At 66.9% G+C, this 20,218-nt stretch carries 16 protein-coding genes, 1 tRNA gene and 1 pseudogene; 9 read left to right on the top strand and 9 right to left on the bottom strand.

Going from position 1 to position 20,218, the window contains the following annotated elements; all coding sequences use genetic code 11:
• Positions 1–29 precede the first annotated feature (29 nt).
• Positions 30–572 (top strand): peptidylprolyl isomerase, encoded by a 543-nt coding sequence (locus GJG85_RS11115; RefSeq protein WP_011694320.1) that lies wholly within the window; start codon positions 30–32, stop codon positions 570–572.
• Here the strand turns inward: GJG85_RS11115 and GJG85_RS11110 are convergent.
• From GJG85_RS11110 to GJG85_RS11095, 4 genes are all read right to left on the bottom strand, one after another.
• A complete protein-coding gene (locus GJG85_RS11110; RefSeq protein ID WP_089488586.1) occupies positions 552–1,823 on the bottom strand; it encodes a hypothetical protein in 1,272 nt (423 codons plus the stop codon). The two genes, GJG85_RS11115 and GJG85_RS11110, sit on opposite strands and share 21 nt — an antisense overlap.
• Positions 1,804–4,461: a DNA mismatch repair protein MutS gene (mutS, locus tag GJG85_RS11105; protein WP_050012979.1), complete on the bottom strand. Its 2,658-nt coding sequence runs from the start codon at positions 4,459–4,461 to the stop codon at positions 1,804–1,806. Before mutS ends, GJG85_RS11110 begins: the two co-directional genes overlap by 20 nt.
• 280 nt (positions 4,462–4,741) lie before the next feature.
• A complete protein-coding gene (locus tag GJG85_RS11100; RefSeq protein ID WP_124631414.1) occupies positions 4,742–6,364 on the bottom strand; it encodes an NAD(P)/FAD-dependent oxidoreductase in 1,623 nt (540 codons plus the stop codon).
• Positions 6,365–6,668: 304 nt separating this feature from the next.
• On the bottom strand, positions 6,669–7,472 hold the full coding sequence (locus GJG85_RS11095) for an inositol monophosphatase family protein (protein ID WP_050012977.1): 804 nt from the start codon (positions 7,470–7,472) through the stop codon (positions 6,669–6,671).
• Positions 7,473–7,752: 280 nt separating this feature from the next.
• On the opposite strand from GJG85_RS11095, the gene GJG85_RS11090 reads away from it, so the two are divergent.
• The gene (locus tag GJG85_RS11090; RefSeq protein ID WP_050012976.1) at positions 7,753–8,577 is read left to right on the top strand and encodes an RNA methyltransferase; all 825 of its coding nucleotides are present in this window, start codon (positions 7,753–7,755) and stop codon (positions 8,575–8,577) included.
• Positions 8,578–8,881: 304 nt separating this feature from the next.
• The gene (gene cysE / locus GJG85_RS11085; RefSeq protein WP_239468907.1) at positions 8,882–9,655 is read left to right on the top strand and encodes a serine O-acetyltransferase; all 774 of its coding nucleotides are present in this window, start codon (positions 8,882–8,884) and stop codon (positions 9,653–9,655) included.
• Positions 9,656–9,707: 52 nt separating this feature from the next.
• Here the strand turns inward: cysE and GJG85_RS11080 are convergent, their stop codons facing one another.
• The 4 genes from GJG85_RS11080 to GJG85_RS11065 form a co-directional block, all read right to left on the bottom strand.
• Entirely contained in the window at positions 9,708–10,508 is an 801-nt protein-coding gene (locus GJG85_RS11080; RefSeq protein ID WP_050012974.1) for a UDP-2,3-diacylglucosamine diphosphatase, read from the bottom strand.
• A 27-nt stretch (positions 10,509–10,535) separates the two neighbouring features.
• Positions 10,536–11,027 (bottom strand): peptidylprolyl isomerase, encoded by a 492-nt coding sequence (locus tag GJG85_RS11075; protein WP_006478428.1) that lies wholly within the window; start codon positions 11,025–11,027, stop codon positions 10,536–10,538.
• Between the two features lie 88 nt (positions 11,028–11,115).
• The gene (locus tag GJG85_RS11070; RefSeq protein ID WP_006478429.1) at positions 11,116–11,691 is read right to left on the bottom strand and encodes a peptidylprolyl isomerase; all 576 of its coding nucleotides are present in this window, start codon (positions 11,689–11,691) and stop codon (positions 11,116–11,118) included.
• A gap of 39 nt (positions 11,692–11,730) precedes the next feature.
• Entirely contained in the window at positions 11,731–12,453 is a 723-nt protein-coding gene (locus tag GJG85_RS11065) for a tetratricopeptide repeat protein (protein ID WP_175977991.1), read from the bottom strand.
• A gap of 234 nt (positions 12,454–12,687) precedes the next feature.
• Between GJG85_RS11065 and cysS the strand changes: the two genes are divergently transcribed.
• The 6 genes from cysS (at position 12,688) to GJG85_RS11035 (ending at position 19,299) form a co-directional block, all read left to right on the top strand.
• On the top strand, positions 12,688–14,085 hold the full coding sequence (gene cysS, locus GJG85_RS11060) for a cysteine--tRNA ligase (RefSeq protein WP_089488583.1): 1,398 nt from the start codon (positions 12,688–12,690) through the stop codon (positions 14,083–14,085).
• A gap of 43 nt (positions 14,086–14,128) precedes the next feature.
• Entirely contained in the window at positions 14,129–14,956 is an 828-nt protein-coding gene (locus tag GJG85_RS11055; protein ID WP_050012971.1) for a DNA-3-methyladenine glycosylase, read from the top strand.
• Between the two features lie 103 nt (positions 14,957–15,059).
• On the top strand, positions 15,060–16,031 hold the full coding sequence (locus GJG85_RS11050; protein ID WP_006478433.1) for an acetyl-CoA carboxylase carboxyltransferase subunit alpha: 972 nt from the start codon (positions 15,060–15,062) through the stop codon (positions 16,029–16,031).
• A gap of 46 nt (positions 16,032–16,077) precedes the next feature.
• Positions 16,078–17,499, top strand: a complete 1,422-nt coding sequence (tilS, locus tag GJG85_RS11045; RefSeq protein ID WP_050012970.1) for a tRNA lysidine(34) synthetase TilS — start codon at positions 16,078–16,080, stop codon at positions 17,497–17,499.
• Positions 17,500–17,841: 342 nt separating this feature from the next.
• Complete coding sequence (locus tag GJG85_RS11040) at positions 17,842–19,095, top strand: aspartate kinase (protein ID WP_050012969.1); 1,254 nt, start codon at positions 17,842–17,844, stop codon at positions 19,093–19,095.
• 110 nt (positions 19,096–19,205) lie between these two features.
• Positions 19,206–19,299, top strand: a tRNA-Ser gene (locus GJG85_RS11035).
• A 298-nt stretch (positions 19,300–19,597) separates the two neighbouring features.
• On the opposite strand, the pseudogene GJG85_RS11030 reads toward GJG85_RS11035, so the two are convergent.
• Positions 19,598–20,062, bottom strand: a pseudogene (locus GJG85_RS11030) (IS30 family transposase); the annotation flags it as partial.
• Positions 20,063–20,218 lie beyond the last annotated feature (156 nt).

Below are 20,218 nucleotides of genomic sequence, written 5' to 3'. Positions count from 1 at the left end.
ATAATGAGTTTTGTATTTGGGAGAATTGGATGAAAATCGCAAAAAACACCGTCGTGTCGGTCACCTACAAGCTGTCGGACGCACAGGGCAATCTGATCGAGGAAAGCGACGAGCCGATGGTCTATCTGCACGGCGGCTATGATGGCACGTTCCCCAAGATCGAGGAACAGCTCGACGGCCACGAGGCGGGCTACCAGGCGCAGATCCAGCTCGAGCCGGAAGATGCGTTCGGCGACTACGATCCCGAACTCGTGAAGATCGAGCCGCGCGACCGTTTTCCCGAGCCGCTCGAAGTGGGCATGCAGTTCGAAGGCACGCCGGAAGACGGTGACGAGGAAGCCGACTCGCTGATCTATACGGTCACCGATATCGCCGAAGACAAGGTCGTGCTCGACGGCAATCACCCGCTGGCGGGCATGGCGCTGCGTTTCGCGCTGACCGTGAAGGACGTTCGCGAAGCCACCGAAGACGAAATCGAGCACGAGCACGCGCATGGCGCGGAAGGGCTCGAGATCGTCGACGAGGATGACGACGAAGACGGCGAAGCGCCGTCAGGGCGTACGCTGCACTGAGCTTGCCGGCAGGCCCGGCGCCGGCCCCGATGCGGGGGATGGTGCCGGCCACGACGCGCCGCCCGGTGCGGCGCCGTCGCCCTGCAGCGGCGGCGCGACCGACGACGCGTCGGGCAGCGCCGGCAGCGCGGGAATTTCCGGCATCTGCGGCAGCGGCACGTCGTCGCGCGGCGCGAGCGGCAGCGTGGGCGGCACCGGCAGGTTCTTCGGCACCTCCTGCAGGCTCACGTTGAAGATCGTCTGCCGCGCCGGCGAGACGCTGACCTTCACCCACTGATTCGCCGGATGGCGCGGTCCGATCGCGACGCGCGTCACGTTTCCTACCAGCTCACCGTCGTCGCCATGCAGCGGACGGTCGATCAGAAAGCCGTTCGCCAGCGGTTCGCCGCTCGCGTGCATCACCAGGATCGGGCCGCGGAACGTCGCCGCCGCCTTCACCAGCGTTCGTTTCAGCTCACGGAAGCCGTCGCGCACGCGCGGCCGGTTGAAACGCAGCCACGCGAAGCGCTCCGAGCGTTCATAGCGTTCGAACTGCGGATCGCCTTCGAAAATCACGACCATCGCGCGTGCTTCGCGCCGCTTCGCATATTCGGCCGCGTGGTCGATCCAGAAGCCGTTCGCGACGATGCGATCCTCGAATTCGCCGTTGCGCCCGCCCGCCGTCAAATAATGGTTGTTCGGCGCCGGCGCATTGAGTGCGACGTAGACGATGTCGTCGCGCATCCAGCGTGCGTTTTCGCGATACGGCCGGAACCGTGCGACTTCGCTTTCCCGCGTAATCTGCAGCGCGCCGGGATCGGGCAGCGCCGCGTCGGCGAGCAGCGTCTGCCGCAGGAAATCGAGCCGCTCGACCGGGTCGTAGCCGCCGCCGGCCGCGGTGCTGCACGCGATCCAGTCGTCGTGGCCGGGAATGAACACGAGCGGCACGCGCGCCGAATCCAGGATCGCGCCGCGCTGCGCATACAGCGTGTCGCGGCATGCTTCCTTCGAGCCTTTGAGATCGCCTGCGTAGACGACGAACGCGAGGTTGCGCTCGCGTGCGATCGCATCGAGCAGCCGCTGTGCGGCCGGTTCGTCCGCCGGGACGTTGATGACGCCCGACACGACCGCGAACGAGTAGGGCGCCGCGCTGCGCTTGGGCGGCGCGGCCAGCGCAGCGGCCTGCGCCAGCGCAAGGACCGCCGCGACCAGCGCGGCGGCGGCGCGGGCCGGCAGGCCGCGCGCAACGCGCTTACGCGTGCCCGTCGGCATCGTGCGACCGGACCAGCGTACGCAGTTCGTACAGCAGGTCGAGCGCCTCGCGCGGCTTGAGATCGTCGGGATCGATGTCGCGCAGTTTTTCGAGCGCCGGATGCGGCGTGTCGGGCAGCGCCGGCGCGTCCGCGCATTCGAGATCGTCTACGGCCGCCGGCGGCGCGCTGAAAAGATCGAGTTGCGGCGTGTGCTGGGATGCCGACTGCTGTTCGAGATACGCGAGGTGCTTGCGCGCGGCGCGGATCACCGGCGCCGGCACGCCCGCGAGCTGCGCGACCTGTAGGCCGTAGCTCTGGTTCGCCGGGCCTTCGTTGACCGCGTGCAGGAACACGATCCCGTGGCCGTGCTCGACGGCCGACAGGTGGACGTTGGCCGCTTGCGGGAATTCGGCCGGCAGTTGCGTCAGTTCGAAGTAGTGCGTCGCGAACAGCGTGTAGCACGCGTTGTGCGCGAGCAGGTGGCGCGCGATGGCCCACGCGAGCGCGAGGCCGTCGAAGGTCGACGTGCCGCGGCCGATCTCGTCCATCAGCACGAGGCTTTGCGGCGTCGCGTCGTTGAGGATCGCCGCGGCTTCGGTCATCTCGACCATGAAGGTCGAGCGGCCGCCCGCGAGATCGTCGGCCGCGCCGATGCGCGTGAAGATCCGGTCGATCGGGCCGAAGCACGCCGACTTCGCCGGCACGTAGCTGCCGACGTACGCCATCAGCGCAATCAGCGCGGTCTGTCGCATGAACGTCGACTTACCGCCCATGTTCGGGCCGGTGATCAGCAGCAGCTTGCGCTCGCCGCCGAACCGGCAGTCGTTCGCGATGAACTGCTCGACCTGCGCTTCGACGACCGGATGGCGACCCTGCTCGATTTCGATGCCGATCTCGTTGGTGAAGGTCGGCGCGACCCAGTCGAGCGCGCGTGCGCGTTCGGCGAAGGCCGCCAGCAGGTCGAGCTCGGCGAGGGCCGACGCGACGCGCTGGCATTCGGGGATGAACGGCAGCAGCGCCTGCAGCACCGAGTCGTACAGCGCGCGCTCGCGCGCCAATGCGCGTTCCTGCGCGGACAGCGCCTTGTCCTCGAAGGTCTTCAGTTCCGGCGTGATGTAGCGCTCGGCGTTCTTCAGCGTCTGGCGGCGGCGGTAATCGTCGGGCACCTTGTCGGTCTGGCCGCGCGTGACCTCGATGTAGAACCCGTGCACCTTGTTGTATTCGACGCGCAGGTTCGCGATGCCGGTGCGCGCGCGCTCGCGCGCTTCGAGATCGATCAGGAACTGCCCGCAGTTCTCCGAAATGTCTCGCAACTCGTCGAGCTCGGCATCGTAGCCGCGCGCGATCACGCCGCCGTCGCGCACCATCGCGGCCGGCTCGGTGGCGATCGCGCTCGTCAGCAGGTCGAGGCATTCGGCGGGCGGCGCGAGCGCCGCGTCGACGCGCGCGAGCGCATCCGCGTTCGCGACGATCGCGCCGATGCGCTCGCGCAGCGCCGGCAGCGCGGCGAACGTGTCGCGCAGGCTCGACAGGTCGCGCGGGCGAGCGGACAGCAGCGCGAGCCGCCCGGTGATCCGTTCGACGTCGGCGATCTGGCGCAGCGCGCTGCGCAGCGCATCGAGGCTTGCGTTGGCCGGCGCATCGAGCAGCGCGCCGATCGCCTGCTGGCGCGACTGCGCGGCGACCGACGCGCGCGGCGGGTGATGCAGCCAGTGACGCAGCAGGCGGCTGCCCATCGTCGTGCAGCAGGTGTCGAGCAGCGAATACAGCGTGGGCGACTCGGTGCCGCGCAGCGTCTCGGTCAGTTCGAGATTGCGGCGCGTGGCCGGATCGAGCCCGATGTATTCGGTTTCGTTCTCGACCTTCAGGCTGCGCACGTGCCGCAGTTGCTGGCCTTGCGTGGCCGCTGCGTAGAGCAGCAGCGCGCCGGCCGCACCGCACGCGCTCGTCAGTGAATGCGCGCCGAAACCGTCGAGACTCGCGACGTCGAGCTGGTCGCACAGACGCTGCGTGCCCGACGCGATGTCGAAGTGCCAGGCCGGCATGCGCTTGCTTGCGCCCGCGCCGGCGGGAAGGGCGTCGGTCGCGCCGTCCGGGGTCAGGATTTCGGCCGGCCGGATGCGCTCGAGCGCGGCGGCGAGCTGTTCGGGCTCGATCTCGGCGAGCCGCAACGCACCGCTCGCGAGGTTCAGCCACGCGAGGCCGATATTGACCGCGACGCCGCGCTTGTTGTGGCCGGTGCACATCGCGAGCAGGTAGACGTCGTTCTTGTCGGACAGCAGCGCGGCATCGGTCAGCGTGCCGGGCGTGACGACGCGCACGACCTTGCGCTCGACCGGGCCCTTCGACGTGGCTGGATCGCCGATCTGCTCGCAGATCGCGACCGATTCGCCCATCTTCACGAGCTTCGCCAGATACTGCTCGACCGCGTGATGCGGGACGCCGGCCATCTTGATCGGCGTGCCGGCCGACGCACCGCGCTGCGTGAGGGTCAGGTCGAGCAGGCGGGCCGCTTTTTCCGCATCCTCGAAGAACAGCTCGTAGAAGTCGCCCATCCGGTAGAAGACGAGCGTGTCCGGATGATCGGCCTTGATGCGCAGGTACTGCTGCATCATCGGGGTGTGGCCTGCGAAGGCTTCGGGCGACAGCGTGGTCATAGGTCAGGCATGAAGTTGTTGCTTGGGTTGCCCGAGTTTACCAGTGGCTTCGACGCGAACGTGCGAAGTTGGCCGTTTGGGCGATTGCCGGCGGCGCCGTGCAGCGGCAACCGACCTCGAGCGCTGGCTCACGATCGTCGGCCATCAGGCGCCGACGAAAGGGCGCATGGCCGGCAGCCGCGCGCGCTTTCACCATTCCCGATCGAAAGCGTTGCCACGCGCGGGGCAGGGCGGCGGCGCCCGGCTTGCGAGCCTGCGCGCGCCGACCCCGTACCGCCGATCAGGACGCGTGCGCCGACGTCAGGCTGAGCGCCACCGCCTGCGCGACTTCGATGCCGTCGATCGCGGCCGAATAGATGCCGCCCGCATACCCGGCGCCTTCGCCGGCCGGATACAGGCCTTCGACGTTCATGCTCTGGTAGTCGTCCTTGCGTCGAATCCGGATCGGCGACGACGTGCGCGTCTCCACGCCGGTGAGCACGGCGTCGTGCATCGCGAAGCCGGCGATCTTCTTGTCGATCTCCGGCAACGCTTCGCGGATCGCTTCGATCACGTAGTCGGGCAGCGCGGTGCCGAGATCGGTCGGCGTCACGCCGGGCTTGTACGAAGGCTCCACGGCGCCCAGCGACGTCGATGGCCGGCCCGCGATGAAATCGCCGACCAACTGGCCCGGCGCGCGGTAATCGCCGCCGCCGAGTTCGAACGCGCGTTCTTCCCATTTGCGCTGGAACGCGATGCCCGCGAGCGGGCCGCCCGGATAGTCGTCCGGCGTGATGCCGACGACGATGCCCGCGTTCGCATTGCGCTCGGCGCGCGAATACTGGCTCATCCCGTTGGTGACCACGCGGCCCGGCTCCGAGGTCGCGGCGACCACCGTGCCGCCCGGGCACATGCAGAAGCTGTAGACCGCGCGCCCGTTGCTTGCGTGGTGGACCACCTTGTAGTCGGCCGCGCCGAGTTGCTTGTGGCCCGCGAACTTGCCGAAGCGGCTGCGATCGATCAGTCCCTGCGGATGCTCGATACGGAAACCCAGCGAGAACGGCTTGGCTTCGATGTAGACGCCGCGGTCGTGCAGCATCTGGAACGTGTCGCGCGCGCTGTGGCCCACGGCCAGCACCACGCGGTCGCACCGCAGCGTTTCCCCGTTGGACAGCTTGAGCGCGCGCACCTTGCCCTGGTCGATTTCGATGTCGTCGACGCGGGTTTCGAAACGCACTTCGCCGCCGAGCTCGTGGATCGACGCGCGCATTTTTTCCACCATGCTGACGAGGCGGAACGTGCCGATGTGCGGGCGGCTCAGATACAGGATGTCCTCCGGTGCGCCGGCCTTGACGAATTCGTCCAGCACCTTGCGGCCATAGTGGTTCGGATCCTTGATCTGGCTGTACAGCTTGCCGTCGGAAAACGTCCCCGCGCCGCCTTCGCCGAACTGCACGTTGGATTCGGGATTGAGCACGCTCTTGCGCCACAGGCCGAAGGTGTCCTTGGTGCGCTCGCGCACGGCCTTGCCGCGTTCGAGGATGATCGGACGGAACCCCATCTGTGCGAGGATCAGCCCCGCGAACAGCCCGCACGGCCCCATGCCGATGACGACCGGGCGCAGGAAATCGGCGTGTTCGGGCGCCTTCGTGACGAAGTGGTACGCCATGTCGGGCGTCACGCCGCAATGCGGCTTGCCGGCGATGCGCTCGAGCGCGGCCGCTTCGTCATTGACTTCGATATCGACGATATACGTGAGCTTGATGTCGGCGCGCTTGCGCGCGTCGTGCGCGCGGCGGAACACGGTGTAACGGAGCAGCCCGTCTGGTGCCACGCCAAGCTCCGCGAGGCGCGCGCGAATCGCGGCCTCGAGCGCGCTCTCGGGGTGGTCGAGGGGGAGTTTAATTTCGCTTAGCCGTAACATGATGACTCGGATGCGATTGCCACGGCGCCGTGGCGATGTTGATACAGGCGGGGCCGGCACGCCTACGGCGTGCTTCGCCGCGCGGGCATGCCGGACGCAAACCCTATGCTGTCGTTGCGGGACAAGCGGTGCGAGCGGCAGTACGCCGGCTCGAACGCGCAACTCGAGCAACTTCAGGATAGGCGCACGAAGCGGCCCGCGTACACGGAAGATTGTCCCGCGCGTCGGGCGATCGGCGCGCCATCACGACGATGTCGCGCGAGCGGCTTGCGCGAAAGCCGCGCCACGCGGGCGCGGCCCGGGCTTACTCCGCTGCCGGATGCATGCGGCTGTAGCGGTTCAGGATCGGAATCATCTGCGCGTAGATCTTCGGGTTCGCGGCGACGATTTCATGGCGATGCAGGAAATCGGCGTCGCCCGTGTAGTTGCCGACGAGGCCGCCGGCCTCGGTGATCAGCAGGCTGCCCGCGGCCATGTCCCACACGTTGATGCCTTGCTCGAAGAACGCGTCGAGGCGGCCGGCCGCGACGTTCGCGAGGTCGAGCGCCGCCGCGCCCGGCCGGCGCAGGCCCGTGCAGGCCTGCGTCATTTCGGTGAAGAGGCGCGCGTACGCGTCGAGGCCGTCCTTCTCGCGGAACGGGAAGCCCGTGCCGACCAGCGCGTCCGACAGGCGGTCGCGGCGGCCGACGCGGATGCGGCGGTCGTTCAGGTACGCGCCGCGGCCGCGGGTGGCCGTGAACAGGTCGTTCTTGTTCGGATCGTAGACGACGGCCTGCGTGACGACGCCCTTGTGCTCGAGCGCGATCGATACGCAGTAGTACGGGAAGCCGTGGATGAAGTTGGTCGTGCCGTCGAGCGGATCGATGATCCACTTGAATTCGGATTCGTTCTCCGATTCGCCCGATTCCTCCGCGAGGATCGCGTGGTCGGGGTAGGCGGTCTTCAGCGTCTCGATGATCGCGTCTTCGGCGGCCTTGTCCACTTCGGTGACGAAGTCGTTCTGCTGCTTCTTGCGGATCTCGATCAGGTCGAGATCGAGGGACGCGCGATTGATGATCTGTCCGGCGCGGCGCGCAGCCTTGACAGCAATGTTGAGCATGGGATGCATGAGCCTGGATCCTGTAGCCGGCGGCACGGGCCGCCACGAAGTGGGACAACCGCCCGGAACGGCGCAAGCGTGCCGGGGCGAGGTGAGACGCGAATTGACAAAGAGCGGGGTACGACCCGCGCTGCGCCGAGCGCAACGCGTAAGGGCATGATTTTACCCGATTTTCGGCGGTTTCAGGCGACCGGCATGCGGGGAAACCCCACTGGCCGTCCGGACGAGTGGGTTTGCGCGGGCGATGGCGATACCATACGGCCATTCTGATGAACCGAGTCGTATCGTAGTGGAAACCCCGCAGAACACCGCCGCGCCGTCCGAGTCGGGCGCGGCCTCGTCCGCGCCGCCGTCCGGCGGCTTCACGTCCACCCGCTTCGTGCTCGTCGAGCCGAGCCATCCCGGCAACGTCGGGGCGGCGGCCCGCGCGCTGAAGACGATGGGCTTCTCGCGTCTCGTGCTGGTCGCGCCGCGCGTGCCGCACGTGCAGAGCGACCCCGAGGCGATCGCGATGGCCAGCGGCGCGGACGACGTCCTCGCGTCCGCGCACGTCGTGCCGACGCTCGGCGAAGCGCTGTCCGGCGTGCACTGGTCGATCGCGCTGACCGCGCGCACGCGCGAATACGGACCGCCGCGCCTCGCGCCGCGCGCGGCCGCCGCGCAGGCGAGCGCGCAGGTCGGCGTGGGCGACATCGCGCTCGTGTTCGGCAACGAGCGCACCGGTCTCGCGAACGAGCATGTCGACCAGTGCAGCGCGCTCGCGCATATTCCGGCCAACCCGGCCTACAGTTCGCTGAATCTTGCGCAGGCCGTGCAGGTGCTCGCGTACGAGTTGCGCGTCGCGTTTCTCGAACAGGCGAGCGAGCCGTCGGCGCAGCCGCCGGCCGAAGCCGGCACGCTCGCGCAGAGCGACGAGATCGAGCGCATGTACGTGCACCTCGAGAACGCGTTGATCGCGCTCGACTTCCTCGATCCGCGCAATCCGAAGAAGCTGATGCCGCGGCTGCGGCGCCTGTTCGCGCGCACGGGCCTCGAGCGCGAGGAGGTCAACATCTTGCGCGGCGTCGCGAAGCACATCCTGCTGAAGTCGGGCAAGCCGGACGGCGACGCGTAGGCGGCCGGCGCTCCGATTGGCGGGCGGGGCGGGAGTCCGCTGGATGCGGCGTGCGGCCGGGCAGGCCGTGCGTCGGCCTGCCGGAGACGTCGAACCGGCTGTTTCTCCCGACCGATCGCCTCCGGAAACCCCGCCGCAACAAGCGTCCCGGCCGAATACCCGCGCCGACGGCGGGGTGAACGCGCGACCGCGTGCGGCCGGGCGCGACTGGCCCTACAATCGCCGGACGTCATAAGCAAATGACCCGGCGCGATAACGGCCGGCATTGCCGGCGATGCGCGCCGGCCTTTTCCCAGATCACATCATGTTCACGAGACTGCGCGAAGACGTTGCAACGATTCGCGAGCGGGATCCCGCCGCTCGCAGTGCGTGGGAAGTGCTGACCTGTTATCCGGGGCTGCATGCGCTCGTGCTGCACCGTTTCGCGCACGCCTGCTGGCGCGCGAAACGCTACTGGCTCGCGCGGTTCGCGTCGCAGGCTGGCCGGTTCCTGACGGGGATCGAGATCCATCCCGGCGCGACGATCGGCCGGCGCGTGTTCATCGATCACGGCATGGGCGTCGTGATCGGCGAGACGGCGATCATCGGCGACGACTGCACGATCTATCAGGGCGTGACGCTGGGCGGCACGTCGCTCACGCGCGGCGCGAAGCGTCACCCGACGCTGGAAGCCGGCGTGATCGTCGGCGCCGGCGCGAAGGTGCTCGGCGGTTTCACGGTCGGCGCGGGCGCGAAGATCGGCTCGAACGCGGTGGTCGTCAAGCCGGTGCCGGCGGGCGGCACCGCGGTCGGCAATCCGGCGCGCATCGTGATGCCGGCGCAGCCGAAGCCGCAGCCCGGGCGCGCGGCGTTCTGCGCGTACGGGATCACGCCGAACGCGGACGATCCGATGTCGCTCGCGATTCACGGGTTGATCGATCACGCGGCGAAGGAAAGCCGCCGCGTCGACGAAATCGTCGCGGCGCTCGAGCGGCTCGGCACGCATCTGGAAACGCTGCAGGGCGCCGACGCGGCGCGCCTCGACCTGCGCAGGCTGTCGGCGGTGCTGGAAGGCAAGACGGTCGAACGCCAGATGTGACGAACGTGACGCGCACTGATCGCTGCTGGTCGGTGCGACGGCAGCGGCGGCGTCAGTCGAGCGGCATCGCGTGGATGCCTTCCGAGTCGACGCGCAGATAGCCGCCGCGCGGCATGCCGTGATCGAGATCCCAGTCGGGCAGCACCCAGCGGATCCCGCCCGGTTCCGCGTGGCGCGCGGGGCGGTGCGTGTGGCCGTGAATGATCACGCTCGCGCGGCTTTTCCGGAACAGCGCGGCCACGCCTTCCCGCGTGACGTCGTAGGCGGCCGAAGCAGGGCGCATCCGGCCCGCTTCGCTGGTCGAGCGCATGCGCTGCGCGAGCGCGCGGCGCCAGCGGAACGGCCACGCGAGAAACAGCCATTGCGCGACGCGGTTGCGCGCGAAGCGGCGGAACACCTGGTAGCCGCGGTCGGCCGTGCACTGCGCGTCGCCGTGCGCGAGCACGATGCGCTGGCCGAATGCCATGATCAGCGAAGGGTCGGGCAACAGCATTGCGCCGGCCGCCTTCATGAAGCGCCGGCCGAGCAGGAAATCGCGGTTGCCGTGCATCACGTAGAGCGCGATCCCGCGCTCCGAGAACGTGTGCATCAGCGCGGCCATGCGCGCGGCGAACGGATCGTCGTCGAGGATGTCGTCGCCGATCCAGTATTCGAACAGGTCGCCGAGGATGAACACCGAGTCGGCGCTGTCGGCGGTGTATTTCACGAAATGCTCGAACGCGGCGACCGTCTTCGGAATCGCCTCGCTCAGGTGCAGATCGGACAGAAACAGGAACGGGCGTGCGGCTTGCGCGTATTCGCGCTCGCCCGGCACGCCCGCGGAGACGCTTCGCGGCGGACTCTCCTGCAACATCGAAGTGCCTCCGTAACGGCTGGTGCGTCAGACCACCACGGCCTTTTCGATCACGACGTCGTCGGTCGGCACGTCCTGATGGAAGCCGGCGTTGCCCGTCTTGACGCCCTTGATCTTGTCGACCACGTCCTGGCCTTCGACGACCTTGCCGAACACAGCGTAGCCCCAGCCCTGCGGCGTCGGCGACGAGTGGTTCAGGAAGTCGTTGTCGTTCACGTTGATGAAGAACTGGGCGGTCGCCGAGTGCGGATCGTTCGTGCGCGCCATCGCGACCGTGTAGTTGTCGTTCTTCAGGCCGTTGTTCGCTTCGTTGTCGATCGGCGCGTCGGTCGGCTTCTGCTTCAGGCCCGGCTCGAAGCCGCCGCCCTGGATCATGAAGCCGTTGATCACGCGATGGAACACGGTGCCGTCGTAATGGCCCTTCTTCACGTAGTTCAGGAAGTTCTCGACCGTCTTCGGTGCCTTCGCGGCGTCGAGTTCGAGCTTGATCACGCCGTGGTTCGTATGCAGTTCAACCATGATGAATTCCTTCGGTGAGGCGGTTTAAATGGCACGCGGCCGGTCGTGCGACGCGGCCGCGTGTGGCGCCGGACGTGCCGGCAGGTGCTTACTTGGAGACGATGCTCGCCGATTCGATCACGACCGGTTGCGCCGGCACGTCCTGCATCGGCCCGCGCGAGGTCGTCGCCACGCCTTCGATCTTCTTCACGACGTCGAGGCCCGACACGACCTTGCCGAACACCGCATAGCCGTTGCCGTCCGGGTTCGGGTAGTCGAGGCCGCCGTTGTCGACCGTGTTGATGAAGAACTGCGCGGTGGCCGAATTCGGATCGCTCGTGCGCGCCATCGCGATCGTGCCCGTCAGGTTCTTCAGACCATTGCGGCTTTCCAGCGGGATCGGCGCGCGGGTCGGCTTTTCCTCGAAGTTGGTCTTGTAGCCGCCGCCCTGGATCATGAAGCCTTTGATCACGCGATGGAAGATCGTGCCGTTGTACTGGCCGGCCTTCACGTAATCGAGGAAGTTGGCGACCGACTTCGGCGCCTTCTCCGGGTAGAGCTCGACGCGGATGTCGCCCTGCGAGGTCTTCAGCTGCACGACGGGGTGCGCGGTGGCCGTTTGCGCGAACGCGGGCGCGGTCGCGAGAAGGGCGGCGCCGCCAAGCGCCAGCAACAGACGTTTCATTGCGATCCTCAGGTTGGGAGGGAAGGAAGGCCGCGCCGCTTATTTCGACGGCGCGACGTACGGTGCCGCCAGTGCGCCCGACGGACCGCTGAACTGGAACGTCGGCGACATCGGCAGCGTGGTGGTGCTCACGTTCGCGGCGGCGCGGTCGGTGTAGTCGCGCGTGGCCGGCGACGTCGCGCGGGCGTTTGGCGCGGCTTTCGACGGCGACACGATTTTCTGCAGATCGGCGAGGCGCTGCGCGGTCGCGCCGCTCGTGCGGCCGAGCGATTGCGCGCGCTTGTACGATTCGGCCGCGAGGCGCAGGTACAGATCGCCGAGGTTCTCGTACGCGAGCGAGTAGCTCGGGTTTGATTGCGTCGCGGTGACGAGCGCGGTGCGCGCTTCGTCATAGCGGCCGTGCTTCGCGTAGAGCGCCGCGAGATTGTTGTACGGCTCGGGCAGTTCGGGGTACGCCTGCGTGATCGCGACGAACTGCTGGATCGCGTCGTCGTCGCGGTTCAGGCGGGCCAGCACGGTGCCGCGCTTGAACTGCGCCTGCACGTCGCGCGGGTTCGACGCGATGCGCGCGTCGAGCTGCGCGAGCGCCTGCTTCCACTGCTTGCCGGCGATCGATGCGTCGACTTCCGGGGTGCCGTCGGCGACCGCCGGGGCCTTTTGCGCGTGCGCCGCGGGCGCTGCGAAAAGCGTCAGCGCGACGCCCATGACGGTGGTCGCAACGAGGGTCGCAGCGCTCGGCGCGCGGCCGCGATGAGGTTTCATAGGCGTAAATCGGAATGTTATACTCCGACCCATTCTAACAAAACGTCTGCGCGTTCCGGCGAGCGGCAGACAGTCTTTCTTAGCCTCTCGTGGCCGTCACCGCTGTGCTTGCAGCCTGACCGCCCCATGTGATATCGAGGACGCGCGGCCTGGCGCCGCGGCAGATGGTCCGTCCGTTTCACATGCTGGGCGAGCTTCGCCAGGGCGGTTTCCTTCGGCTCACGGTTCATCTCTATGGAATCACTGCGCATCTACAACACGCTCGCGCGTGACAAGCAAGTTTTCGTGCCGCGCCAGCCCGGCGAAGTGCGGATGTACGTATGCGGGATCACCGTCTACGACTATTGTCACGTGGGCCATGCGCGCATGCTGGTCGTGTTCGACCTCGTCCAGCGCTGGCTGCGTGCGATCGGCTATCGGGTCACGTACGTGCGCAACATCACCGACATCGAGGACAAGATCATCCGCCGCGCGGTCGAGAACGGCGAGACGATCAAGTCGCTGACCGACCGCTTCATCGGCGCGATGCACGAGGATGAAGCCGCGCTCGGCATCCAGCGGCCCGACATCGAGCCGCGCGCGACGCAGTTTATCCCGCAGATGCTCGGCATGATCGAGACGCTCGAGGCGAACGGCTACGCGTACCAGGCGACCGACGGCGACGTCAATTACTCGGTGCGCAAGTTCGCGAACTACGGGAAGCTGTCGGGCAAGTCGCTGGACGATCTCCGCGCGGGCGAACGCGTCGCCGCGAACGATGCGAAGCAGGATCCGCTCGACTTCGTGCTGTGGAAGCGCGCGAAGGCGGACGAGCCGGAAGGCGCGTCGTGGGCGTCGAAGTACGGGATGGGGCGTCCGGGCTGGCACATCGAGTGCTCGGCGATGGGCTGCTCGCTGCTCGGCAATCATTTCGACATCCACGGCGGCGGGCAGGATCTGCAATTCCCGCACCACGAGAACGAGATCGCGCAGAGCGAAGGCGCGACCGGCGAGACGTTCGTCAATTACTGGATGCACAACGGCTTCGTGCAGGTCGACAACGAGAAGATGTCGAAATCGCTCGGCAACTTCTTCACGATCCGCGAAGTGCTCGAGCGTTACGACGCGGAAGTCATGCGCTTCTTCATCGTGCGCACGCACTACCGTTCGCCGCTCAATTACAGCGACGTGCATCTCGACGATGCACGCGCGTCGCTCACGCGTCTGTACACCGCGCTGAAGGATGTCGAGCCCGACACGCTCCCGCTCGACTGGAACGAGCCGCACGCACAGCGTTTCGCGGCCGCGATGAACGACGATTTCAACACGCCGGTCGCGGTGGCGACGCTGTTCGAGCTGGCGGGCGAAGTCAACCGCACGCGCGATGCGTCGCTCGCGCGGCAACTGAAACAGCTGGCGGGCCTGCTCGGCCTGCTGGGCCGCGAACCGCGCGCGTTCCTGCAGCAGGCGTCCGGCGCCGCGCAGGCGGGCGGGCTCGCGGCCGACGAGATCGAAGCGAAGATCGCCGCGCGCGTCGCGGCGAAGCAAGCGAAGGACTATGCCGAAGCGGACCGGATCCGGGCGGAACTGCTCGAAGCCGGTATCGCACTTGAAGACAAACCGGGCGGATCGACCGAATGGCGTCGCGTATGAGCGCGGTGCGTTCCACTGACCGATCCGTCAGGTAGGAGGCAAGATGGCAACGGCCAGAAAAGCGCCGGTCAGGCGCGCGACTCCGGTCGCCGCGCGTCCGGCAGCCAAGCGCGTCCCGGCGACGAAGGCGGACGCGACACGCGCCGTGCCGAACGGCGCGCTGAACGGTCATGCGCAGCCGGCCGCCGCGCTGCCGGCCGCCGACGCGGCCCGCAAGACCCGTGCGTCCGAGGCGGACGGCGAGGAGGTCGTCGTGCGCCCCGCCTATTGGGACAAGGCGTGCGCGGACCTCGTCAAGCGCGACCGGATCCTGAAGAAACTGATTCCGAAGTTCGGTCCCGCGCATCTCGTGAAGCGCGGCGACCCGTTCGTCACGCTCGCGCGCTCGGTCGTCGGCCAGCAGATTTCGGTGCCGTCCGCCCAGTCGCTGTGGGCGCGCATCGAGGACGCCTGTCCGAAGCTCGCGCCGCAACCGGTGATCCGGCTCGGCGCGGACAAGCTGATCGCGTGCGGGTTGTCCAAGCGCAAGACGGAATACATCCTCGATCTCGCGCAGCATTTCGTGTCCGGGGCGCTGCACGTCGACAAATGGATGTCGATGGACGACGAGGACGTGATCGCGGAACTCACGCAGATCCGCGGCATCAGCCGCTGGACGGCCGAGATGTTCCTGATCTTCAACCTGTCGCGGCCGGACGTGCTGCCGCTCGACGACCCGGGCCTGATCCGCGCGATCAGCGTCAATTACTTCAGCGGAGAACCCGTCACGCGCAGCGAGGCGCGCGAGGTTGCGGCCAACTGGGAGCCGTGGCGCACCGTCGCGACCTGGTACATGTGGCGCAGCCTCGATGCGCCCGACGCCGACGCCTGAGCGCTGGCTATCGGGTTTTAAACATCAATAGTTGAGAGCCGGTTTTGAGCATCGCCCGCGCGGGTAGAATACGCGCTGCCGCAAGACCCAAGGATTCGAACACATGAAGACCACATTTCTGGATTTCGAACAGCCGATCGCCGAACTCGAGGCCAAGATCGAAGAGCTGCGGTTCGTGCAGGACGACTCGGCTGTCGATATTTCGGAAGAAATCGAGCGGCTGTCGAAGAAAAGCCAGCAACTGACGAAAGACCTCTACGCGAACCTGTCGCCGTGGCAGGTTTCGCAGATCGCGCGGCATCCGCAGCGGCCGTACACGCTCGATTACGTCGCGGAACTGTTTACCGATTTTCACGAGCTGCATGGCGATCGCGCGTTCGCGGACGACCTGTCGATCGTCGGCGGTCTCGCGCGCTTCGGCGGCCATCCGTGCATGGTGATCGGTCACCAGAAGGGTCGCGACACGAAGGAGCGCGCCGCGCGCAACTTCGGGATGCCGCGTCCGGAAGGCTATCGCAAGGCCGAACGCCTGATGCGTCTGGCCGAGAAGTTCGGACTGCCGATCTTCACGTTCGTCGACACGCCGGGCGCGTACCCGGGCATCGGCGCGGAAGAGCGCGGCCAGTCGGAGGCGATCGGCCGCAACCTGTACGTGATGGCCGAGCTGAAGACGCCGATCATCACGACGGTGATCGGCGAGGGCGGTTCGGGCGGCGCGCTCGCGATCGCCGTGGCCGATACCGTGATGATGCTGCAGTTCTCGACCTACTCGGTGATCTCGCCGGAAGGCTGCGCGTCGATCCTGTGGAAGAGCGCCGCGAAGGCGCCGGAAGCCGCGGAAGCGCTGGGCCTGACCGCGCACCGCCTGAAGGCGCTCGGCCTGATCGACAAGATCATCAACGAGCCGCTCGGCGGCGCGCATCGCGATCCGAAGGGCATGGCCGCGCTGCTGCGCCGTGCGCTGGCCGATTCGCTGCGCCAGTTCCAGGGCATGAGCATCGATGCGCTGCGCGAGCGCCGCTTCGAGCGCCTGATGGCCTACGGCAAGTTCAAGGAAACCACGCCGGGCGCATGACCGGCCGTGTATTCAATGCGCGCGCCGCTGCGCGCGCGTCCCGCTCGTGATCCCGCCCACCGAATTCTCCACCGACCGCGTCGTACTCGACGCGGTCGGCGTTGCGCTTTCCGGCCTGCCGCCGGATGCGCGCATCGCGATCGCGTACAGCGGCGGCCTCGATTCGACCGTGCTGCTCGATGCGGCCGTGCGCGTCGCGGGCGCATCGCGCTGCGTCGCGCTGCACGTGCATCACGGCCTGAGCGCGAACGCCGATGCGTGGGTCGCGCATGCCGAAGGGCAGGCGGCGCGGCTCGGTGTCGCGTTCGAATCGATGCGCGTCGACGTGCCGCGCGACAGCGGGCTCGGTATCGAGGCGACGGCGCGCGAGCGTCGCTACGCGGCGCTCGACGAGATGGGCGAGCGCCACGGCGTGGCGGCGCTGTGGCTCGCGCAACATGCGGACGACCAGGCCGAGACGGTGCTGCTGCAACTGCTGCGCGGGGCGGGAATCGCGGGGCTCGCCGCGATGGCCCCGCGTTATCGCCCCGACGGCGTGAGCATCGAGCGCGTGCGTCCATTGCTGAGACTGTTGCGCGCACAACTTGAGCGCTATGCGGAGCAGCACGCGCTCGCGTGGATCGACGACGAATCGAACGGTGATACGCGCTATGCGCGCAATGCGCTGCGCGTCGACGTGCTGCCGGCGCTGGCCGTGCATTTCCCGGGCTTTCGCGACGCGCTCGGTCGCGCGGCCCAGCATGCGGCGGCCGCTCAGCGGCTGCTCGACGATCTGGCCGAGCTGGATTTCGCTGTCGCCGCGCGCGATGACGGTCAGGCGCTGTCGCGCGACGGGCTGATCGGCTTCGACGACACGCGCGGCGCGAACCTGCTGCGCTTCTGGATGCGCCGGCTCGGTTTGCCGGGCGCGTCGGCGGCCCGGCTCGCCAACATGATGCGGCAACTGCGCGCGGCCCACGACGCGCATGCGCTGCGCGTCGATCACGCGGGGCAGTGCCTGCGGCTCTATCGCGACGTCGTCTACTGGGAAGCGGGCGACAGCAGCGAACCGCCCGACGACGGCACGGGTACGTCGCAACCGGAGGTGGCACTCGCATGGGACGGACAGGACGTGTGGCACCTGCCGGGATGGCGCGGCACGTTCGTGTTCGCGCCGGCCGATGCGGGCAGCGCCGATGCGGTGCCGGAGGGGCTGCTGCGCGGTGCGCGGCTGGCGGCGCGCGCGCGGGCCGGCGGCGAACGGATGCGCACGTCGCCGGGCGGGCCTGGCCGGACGCTGAAGAATCTGTTCCAGGAGCGCGGCGTGCCGGCCTGGCAGCGCGACGTGCCGCTGCTGTTCGCGGGTGACCGGCTGATCTACGTGCCGCGGCTGGGCGTCAATCGCGACATCGGCGAGCTTGCCGACGCGACGTTGGGCGCCGCCGCATGGCGCCGGCTCGAATGGCGTCCCGACCTGCTGATCGCATAGCGGCGGCGGGCTGCCGGCGGCGCGATGGCGCGCCCATTTTCACCATTTGGTAAACAGCGCCGGAACGGCCGGCGACACGGCGCGCGGCTTGTCAAGTGGGCGTCTATCGGGTACGCTCGGTCGTTTGCTCGGCTCGATTTTTGAGCGTTTTGTGCAGGTTTTCCGCGTGACGTACCCGGTTTGCGCGGCCTGATCGGCCTTCCGGGCAAAATCCGTCACGCTTGCGTGTTGCGTCCCAGCCGTCCCCCTCGTCGTCCGTCCACAGCCACAAGCCGCGTGACCGAACGGCAACGCGGCCTGCCCAGCGCGCCCGTGCGGCTTCTCCTCCAGTTCAGAACGACAATGGCACTCATCGTACACAAATACGGCGGCACTTCGATGGGCTCGGTCGAGCGCATCAAGAACGTCGCGAAACGCGTCGCAAAATGGCATCAGGCCGGGCACCAGATGGTGGTCGTGCCTTCGGCGATGTCCGGCGAAACCAACCGTCTGCTCGGTCTTGCGAAAGAGATTTCGAGCCAGCCGAGCCCGCGTGAGCTCGACATGATCGCGTCGACCGGCGAGCAGGTCAGCGTCGGCCTGCTGTCGATCGCGCTGCAGGAAATCGGCGTCGAGGCCGTGAGCTATGCCGGCTGGCAAGTGCCGATCAAGACGGACAGCGCGTTTACGAAGGCACGCATTCACTCGATCGACGACGAGCGCGTGAAGGCCGACCTGAACGCCCGCAAGGTCGTGATCATCACGGGCTTCCAGGGTGTCGATCCGGACGGCCACATCACGACGCTGGGCCGCGGCGGTTCGGACACGTCGGCGGTGGCGGTGGCCGCTGCGCTGGGCGCCGAAGAGTGCCTGATCTATACCGACGTCGACGGCGTCTACACGACCGATCCGCGCGTCGTCGAAGAGGCGCGCCGCCTCGATCGCGTGACGTTCGAGGAGATGCTGGAAATGGCCAGCCTCGGCTCGAAGGTCCTGCAGATCCGCTCGGTCGAATTCGCCGGCAAATACCAGGTGAAGACGCGTGTGCTGTCGAGCCTGACCGATCCGCTGATTGCGCTCGACGAAGAAATGCGCTCCGGCACCCTGATTACTTTTGAAGAAGACGAGACCATGGAAAAGGCAGTCATTTCCGGCATCGCGTTCCAGCGCGACGAAGCACGCATTGCGGTGATGGGCGTGCCCGACAAGCCGGGCATCGCATATCAGATCCTCGGCCCGGTGGCCGATGCGAACGTCGACGTCGACATGATCATCCAGAACCAGAGCGTCGAAGGCAAAACCGACTTCACGTTCACGGTTGGTCGCGGCGACTACCAGAAGGCGATGGACATCCTCACCAACCAGGTGCAGGGCCATGTGAGCGCCGAGCGCGTGCAGGGCGACCCGAAGGTGTCGAAGGTGTCGGTCGTCGGCGTCGGCATGCGTTCGCACGTGGGCGTCGCGAGCAAGATGTTCCGCACGCTGTCGGAAGAGGGCATCAACATCCAGATGATCTCGACGTCCGAAATCAAGATTTCGGTGCTGATCGACGAAAAGTACATGGAGCTGGCCGTCCGAGCGTTGCACAAGGTGTTCGAACTCGACCAGGCGTCGTGAATTTTTCGTGATGCATTGAAGAAAATGCCTCACGGAAATTGACGCGCGGTTCGAAACCCTATATTATTTCGTTCTCGTCGCACTGCCTCCCTGGTGCGAGCGAAAGTTTGGGAGACGTGGCCGAGAGGTCGAAGGCACTCCCCTGCTAAGGGAGCATCTGGGCCAAAACCTGGATCGAGGGTTCGAATCCCTCCGTCTCCGCCAAAAGCGGTGACAAAGCCCCGCAAGTTCTCGGACTTGCGGGGCTTTTTCTTTTTCGGCTCCTCCGTAGACCCTTGCAACCCTGCTCCGCGCGGGTCCGTGCGCATTTCGACGGTCGGAGGCGGTGTGACGGGTTATTGCCGCTCCATGTAAAGGAATGGCTAGCGTTGGGTGCGAAATTAACCGGTCGATGCCCCAAATTGATGGAACTGCTCAACCGGAGTATCAAGGTTCTGCGTCTCGAGGGGCACCGGTTGAGCCCTCTTGCCATGGTGTCGAGCTCGGCTTGGGAATAGGCAGAGACGTCAGTACCCTTCGTGAAGTACTGCCTCGGCAGCCCATTCATGTTTTCATTCGAGTCGCGTTGCCCCGGATTCCGCGGATCGCGGAAAGAGACCCGAACGTCGGTTGCGACCGTAAAGCCTTTGTGATTCGCCATTTCCATACCCCGGTCCCAGGCCAGCGACTTATATCGTTTCGGCGATAATTCGCTGGCATGTCGTATCAATGTGTTGACCACGGCTTCGGCATCCTTGCCGGCTACTTTAACCGGCATCACAAACCGGTTTTGGCGTTCGACGACGATCGAAATCCGGCCACTTGCGTTTCCCAATAGCAAGTCGCCTTTCCGGTGTTTGGGTATTGCGCGATCCTCCGGCGTGGCGGGGCGTTCACTGATCCTTCTTCGACTGCTGACGAGCCATACTTCAGCGCGTTCCGAGGACCCCGGATCGATGGCTTCATTACAATTTGCAAACAGTATCAAATGCCGATGTGCGCCGGGCCCTCGCGTTGATTTTGCGCGACGGTCCTGCTACAGTCTCGCCGAAACAATGCGCCGGATAAGTTAAGCTGGTTGGCAGTGCGATCGTATTGTGCTCACTGATGTGATTGCTTGTCTTATCGGGCATATGTGGCTCGG

The organism is Burkholderia sp. MS389, from assembly GCF_016899425.1.
In the GTDB taxonomy this organism is placed as follows: Bacteria; Pseudomonadota; Gammaproteobacteria; order Burkholderiales; family Burkholderiaceae; genus Burkholderia; species Burkholderia sola.
This window is presented reverse-complemented; position numbering and strand designations above follow the sequence as displayed.

Bases quoted from the DNA above. Each gene is read 5' to 3' on its own strand.
- GJG85_RS11115 (WP_011694320.1), top strand. From the start codon at position 30: ATGAAAATCGCAAAAAACACCGTCGTGTCGGTCACCTACAAGCTGTCG.
- cysE (WP_239468907.1), top strand. From the start codon at position 8,882: ATGTTCACGAGACTGCGCGAAGACGTTGCAACGATTCGCGAGCGGGAT.
- GJG85_RS11050 (WP_006478433.1), top strand. From the start codon at position 15,060: ATGAAGACCACATTTCTGGATTTCGAACAGCCGATCGCCGAACTCGAG.
- GJG85_RS11100 (WP_124631414.1), bottom strand. From the start codon at position 6,364: ATGTTACGGCTAAGCGAAATTAAACTCCCCCTCGACCACCCCGAGAGC.
- GJG85_RS11040 (WP_050012969.1), top strand. From the start codon at position 17,842: ATGGCACTCATCGTACACAAATACGGCGGCACTTCGATGGGCTCGGTC.
- cysS (WP_089488583.1), top strand. From the start codon at position 12,688: ATGGAATCACTGCGCATCTACAACACGCTCGCGCGTGACAAGCAAGTT.
- GJG85_RS11065 (WP_175977991.1), bottom strand. From the start codon at position 12,453: ATGAAACCTCATCGCGGCCGCGCGCCGAGCGCTGCGACCCTCGTTGCG.
- mutS (WP_050012979.1), bottom strand. From the start codon at position 4,461: ATGACCACGCTGTCGCCCGAAGCCTTCGCAGGCCACACCCCGATGATG.
- GJG85_RS11110 (WP_089488586.1), bottom strand. From the start codon at position 1,823: ATGCCGACGGGCACGCGTAAGCGCGTTGCGCGCGGCCTGCCGGCCCGC.
- GJG85_RS11070 (WP_006478429.1), bottom strand. From the start codon at position 11,691: ATGAAACGTCTGTTGCTGGCGCTTGGCGGCGCCGCCCTTCTCGCGACC.
- GJG85_RS11055 (WP_050012971.1), top strand. From the start codon at position 14,129: ATGGCAACGGCCAGAAAAGCGCCGGTCAGGCGCGCGACTCCGGTCGCC.
- GJG85_RS11095 (WP_050012977.1), bottom strand. From the start codon at position 7,472: ATGCATCCCATGCTCAACATTGCTGTCAAGGCTGCGCGCCGCGCCGGA.
- GJG85_RS11080 (WP_050012974.1), bottom strand. From the start codon at position 10,508: ATGTTGCAGGAGAGTCCGCCGCGAAGCGTCTCCGCGGGCGTGCCGGGC.
- GJG85_RS11075 (WP_006478428.1), bottom strand. From the start codon at position 11,027: ATGGTTGAACTGCATACGAACCACGGCGTGATCAAGCTCGAACTCGAC.